Annotated in this window: 6 protein-coding genes and 1 pseudogene; all 7 read right to left on the bottom strand. The window is 70.1% G+C overall.

The features are described 5' to 3' along the window. Positions 1-448: pseudogene (locus VF536_RS03880) on the bottom strand (hypothetical protein); the annotation flags it as partial. Between the two features lie 55 nt (positions 449-503). Next, on the bottom strand, positions 504-719 hold the full coding sequence (locus tag VF536_RS03885) for a hypothetical protein (RefSeq protein WP_088404090.1): 216 nt from the start codon (positions 717-719) through the stop codon (positions 504-506). Between the two features lie 69 nt (positions 720-788). Continuing rightward, positions 789-986 carry a hypothetical protein gene (locus tag VF536_RS03890; RefSeq protein ID WP_331613472.1) on the bottom strand — a complete coding sequence of 66 codons (198 nt, stop codon included), beginning with the start codon at positions 984-986 and terminating at the stop codon, positions 789-791. Between the two features lie 148 nt (positions 987-1134). Then, the gene (locus VF536_RS03895) at positions 1135-1560 is read right to left on the bottom strand and encodes a hypothetical protein (RefSeq protein ID WP_331613473.1); all 426 of its coding nucleotides are present in this window, start codon (positions 1558-1560) and stop codon (positions 1135-1137) included. 19 nt (positions 1561-1579) lie between these two features. After that, complete coding sequence (locus VF536_RS03900; protein WP_067271830.1) at positions 1580-1843, bottom strand: hypothetical protein; 264 nt, start codon at positions 1841-1843, stop codon at positions 1580-1582. Continuing rightward, positions 1843-2919 (bottom strand): hypothetical protein, encoded by a 1077-nt coding sequence (locus VF536_RS03905; RefSeq protein WP_331613476.1) that lies wholly within the window; start codon positions 2917-2919, stop codon positions 1843-1845. Before VF536_RS03905 ends, VF536_RS03900 begins: the two co-directional genes overlap by 1 nt. Positions 2920-2978: 59 nt before the next feature. Next, positions 2979-4782, bottom strand: a 1804-nt coding sequence (gene sctC, locus VF536_RS03910; RefSeq protein WP_331613477.1) for a type III secretion system outer membrane ring subunit SctC, incomplete at its 5' end; no start/stop codon positions are given.

Consider the following 4782-nt stretch of genomic DNA (forward strand, 5'->3'; position numbering starts at 1 on the left):
CCAGGCCGTTCGCGGCCTGACCCAGACCGCCCAGGGCCTGGTTCAGTCCGTTGAGGCCTTGCGACAGGCCGCCCAGCGCGCCGAGCGCACCGGCGAGCGGGCCGCCCTGGCCGCCCTGCAGCGCGTTCAGGCCTTGCGTCAGGCCGCCGAGCGCCTGGCCCAGACCGCCCAGGCTCTGGCCGATGCCGCCCAGGGCCTGACCCAGCCCGCCCAGCGGCGAATTCTGTGCTTGACCCAGTTGACCGATGGCCTGGCCGATGGCCTGCCCGGCGCCGCTCATCGCGGCCTGGATCGGGTTCTGCATCAGCTGCTCCAGCGGCCGCAGCAGCTGGGTCAGGCCTTGCAGACCTTGTTGAAGTCCTTGCAGCGCCTGCTGGATGCCGGCCAGGGGGCTCTGCGCCCCTTGCAGCATGTTCAGCGGCGATTGCAGCAGTTGTTGAATGCTCATGTATGTCGCTCCGACAGAGGTTGGATGCGGTGACGCGTCGTGCGCGCAGCGCGGGTCACACCAGTCCCTTGACGCTATCGCCGCCGGCCTTGAACTTCTTGCCCAGCGCTTCCGACATGGCGGCCTGCTGGCTCATGCGGCCCATCTCCAGGTTGTTGGCGATGGTCTGCTTGCTTTGAGCCTTGAGCTCGTCCATGAACATCCGCGACGACGCGGAGGCTTCGGCCGACTGGGACTGAACCAGGGGCGCTCCCGGGAAGGTTGCGGACATGGGGTTCTCCTTGCGGGGCACGGAGCGGCCGCGACGGACCTGAACAGGCCCGAAGCGGCCGCCGCGGCGTCAGACCAGGCCTTTGACGCTGTCGCCGGAAGCCTTGAACTTCTTGCCCAGCGCTTCCGACATGGAAGCCTGTTGGCTCATGCGGCCCATTTCCAGGTTGTTCTTCATCTGCTCGGCGTTCTGGGCGCGCATTTCGCCCATCATCTGGTTCATGTCAGCCGACGAACCAGCGCCTTGGGTGCTCACGTTGTTTGCCATGGTTTCTCTCCTGATGGTTCCGGAAGTCGACTTCCGGAATGAAAGTGCACGAGGCACTGTTTGCCCGTGGGACGAACCCTTCGTCCCATCGGATCCTGGGATCGACCGCCTCGCGTCCTGCGAGCCGGTCGACGTCAACGGGGATGTGTCACTGCAGCGTGGCGGCGTACTCGAGCACGCCATTCGCGGCCTGGCGCACGTTGTGGTCGGCGCTCGTCGCCAGCACCTCGTCGAGCACGCCCTTCCAGCGCGCATCGCGCGCCAGCAGGAAGGCCGTGGCCAGCGCCACCTTCGCGCCCTCGTCCTGCGGGTGGTCCTCGACGTGCTGCACCAGCGTGGCCGACGCGTACTCGGCGTCGCCGCCGATGCTGTGCGCGATGGCGCGGCAGATGCGGAACGGCGACGGGTCGGCCATCGTCAGCTCCACCGCCGCGCTCACCACCGCGGCGTCGTCGCGGGCGCGGTACACCGCGCCCAGCAGTCCCACCGCCATGAGGTTGCGGTAGACCAGCGGGTAGCTGGCGGTCGCGCCGGCGGCGTCGGACGTCGAGGCATCAATGGGCAACGCGGACATACGGGAGCTCCTTGTGCGGTCAGGCCGGCAGCGACGCGGTGTGGATGGTCTCCCACACGTGCCGCACGATGCGCTGCGAGGCGCGGAAGCCTTCGATCAGCTGCGAGCTGAGCTGGCGCTCGGCATCGGCCAGCGGGGTCTGCATGTGCGCCTCGGTACTCTGCGCGACCTGGTCGAAGTAGCTCAGCATCGCGCGGGTGCGCTCACCGCTGAGGTCGTCGGTCAGGGTCTTCTCGATGTGCGCGAGATCCGCGAACACGGTCTGTTCCAAGGGGTTGTCCATCACGGTTCTCCGGTGGGGGATGAGGAAGACGGATCCCCGGCGGCGGCGGTGCCGTCGTCCACGGGAGTCCGGAGCGAAAGGTGCTTGGTGCCGTCGGCCGTCTGCACGTACTGCAGGCCGTCGTCGCCGGCCAGCATCGAACCGACGCGCACGCGCGCCGTGGGCAGCGTCTGCTCGACGGCGACGTCGATGCGACGCACCAGCGGGCCGATGTCGCCGGCGATGCGGCGGACCTCGTCCTGCAACTCGGCGGGATCGGCCGCCTGGCCTTCGACGGCGAAGACGCCCTGGCCGCGGTGGACGACGCGCACGCCGGGCCGGTTCAGCGCGTCGCCGATCTGGCGCACGATGTCGCCGGCGGAGGCGTAGCGGTGCAGGAGCTGCCCTTCGCCGAAGGGCTGCAGCGCGGCGCGCGCGCGGGCCATCTCGGCGCTGCCGGGCAGCAGGCCCTCGACGAGGAGCCGGCGGTCGACGCGACGGACCGTGAGTCCTTCGACGCCGGCCTGCCGCAGCGCGAGCATCACCTGTTCCATCGGGCTGGTCGGCGGTGCGGTCGAGGCGGCGGTCTGGGTGCTGAGCACCGAGGCCAGCGCCGCGATCAGGGCCGCGGCGGCGACCAGCGCGCTGAGCTTCAGGCCGATCGCGGCCCTGGCCCGCGGGACCACGGTGCCCGCGACGCCGGCAGCTTCGGCGGCCGCGGCCACGCCGGCCTTGATCTTCGCGACGGGCCGCATCAGTGCGTCCATCAGCGCCATGTCGCTGGGCCAGGCGGGCGCATCGGGCGCAGCGTCGGGACCGGCGCAGATCACGATGTCGCCGAAGCGCCGGGGCAGGAAGTCCTCCAGCAGGCCCAGCGCTCCCGCTGTCGTCCTGGCGGGCGTTCCGTCGTCGGCGATGAGGTGGAGCGCGGGAGACACGTCGGAGCCTTCTTCCTCGAACGTCAGGAGCAGCGGGGCATGGGCCCAGTCGCTGATCTGGAGGTCGGCGTCCTCATCGCTGGCGATGCGGTACTGCCGACGGGTCAACCGTAGCTGGACCCCGGCATGCAAGCCTGTGAGGATGCGAAGCTGCTTCATGGTTTGCGAATCCCGAACTTCTTTGTCGCTTCGTTGAGGGGTTGCCGATGGCGCGCGGCTCAGCCGCCGCCGCCCTGCAGGAAGGATTCAGGCGTCGAAGACGGCGCGCGAGGCTCCGTCGCCGGTGCGGGCAAGGTCGACGGCGTTTGCGGCGTAGGCTGCGACAACCCCGATGACGACGGTGATTGCGCTGACGGCGGCGCCGCACGGCCGTCCGCCGTCATGCCCATCGCGCCCGCGGTCGCGGCGCCGTAGGGCCCCGCCGGGAAGGTCGGCTCGCGGATGATCCGCGGCGAGATCAGGAACAGCCGTTCGGTCTGGCCCGCGCTCTGGTTGGTGTGCCGGAACAGCCCGCCGAGCAGCGGCACGCGGCCGAGCACCGGCACCTCGTCGCGCTGCGAGGACTGGCTGGTCGTGGTGATGCCGCCGATGAGCAGGCTCTCGCCTTCGCCCACATGGGCCTCGGTCATGATCTCGGTGCGCTTGACGATGGGCACCGTGTCGACCACGCGGTCCTCGAAGCTGCCGTCCTCAATGTAGAGCGACAGCTTGATGCGGCGCGACACGCCGCCGTTGTCGGGCACCGAGGTGATCTGCGGCGTGACCTGCAGCAGCGTGCCGGCCTCGACCTGGAAGAGGTTGGCCTCGAGGTTGCCGGCGACCTTGACGGTGACGACGCGCTTCTCGCGCATGATCGCGGGCCGGTTGGCCACGCCCAGCACCTTGGGCTTGGCGATGACGCGGGCCTTGCCGCGCGCGCTGAGCGCGTCGATGCGCGCCATCAGCTCGCGGCCGGCGTTGGACCACAGCGTGCTCAGCGTGAAGGTGCCGGCGCTGTTGGCGGTCGATGGCTGCGTGACGCCGAAGCTGCCCTTGCTGCCGCGCACGCTCCAGTCGATGCCCAGCGAGTCGATGCTGTCGCTGCTGACGTCGATGATGGTGGCCTCGAGCTCGACCAGCACCGGCTGAACGTCCAGGCGGCGGATCAGCTCGACGTATTCGTCCATGCGCTGGGGGCGGCCGTGGATGATGACGGTGTTGGTGCCCTCGTCGGCCTGGAAGATCGGCGGCGCGTCGTCGTCGACCGGGCTCTGCAGGCCGCGCGCGCTGCCTTGCGAGGCCGCGCCGGCGCCCGACTTGGCCGACTGTCCCGCGGTGACCTGGTTGGGCTTGCGCGCCATGATGTCGGCCAGGCGCGAGTCACGGCCCATGACCCCCTGCAGCGCGGTCAGCTTGCCGGGATGGACCTCGGCCATCGACGGCGTGTCCTCCTCGCCTTGCGCGCCGCCGGCGTTGCCGCTGTAGAGCGAGGTCAGCACCGAGGCCACGCCGCGGATGCGCGTCTGGCCGAAGGTGCGGTCGCCGGCGGAGGCGAAGCGCAGCGGCACCACGCGCACCGCCTTGCGGTTGCGCTCCATCGCGCCGACGTCCAGCGACTCGATGGCCGCGGCGATCAGCTCGACGTGGCGCGGCGGACCGTAGACCAGCAGCGTGCTTTCGGCCGCGTTGAAGCGCAGCGGGAAGCGCGCGTCGCCGAGCTGCAGCGAGTCCAGCAGGTCGGTGACCTGCTCGCGGCGGAAGCCCTTGAGCCGGAAGAGCCGGCTCTGCACGGCGCCCGCCGGGTAGAAATACAGGGCGGTCCCGTCGTGGTACCAGATGACGCCGTAGGCCCGGTTCATCGAGTCGAGGAACTTGTCGGGCGTGGTGTCGAAGTTGGCCTGCACCGTGCCGTCGATGCCTTCGGCGAGCACGGCGGGCAGGCCCTGACTCGCGGCGAAGTCCAGCAGCACCTCGCTCACCCGCTTGCCTTCGGCCTTGTAGATGAAACGCGGGCTGCGCCATTGGCGCGAGACGTTCTTCGTC

Origin of the sequence: Roseateles sp. (assembly GCF_036486225.1) — a bacterium.
GTDB lineage: Bacteria > Pseudomonadota > Gammaproteobacteria > Burkholderiales > Burkholderiaceae_C > Roseateles.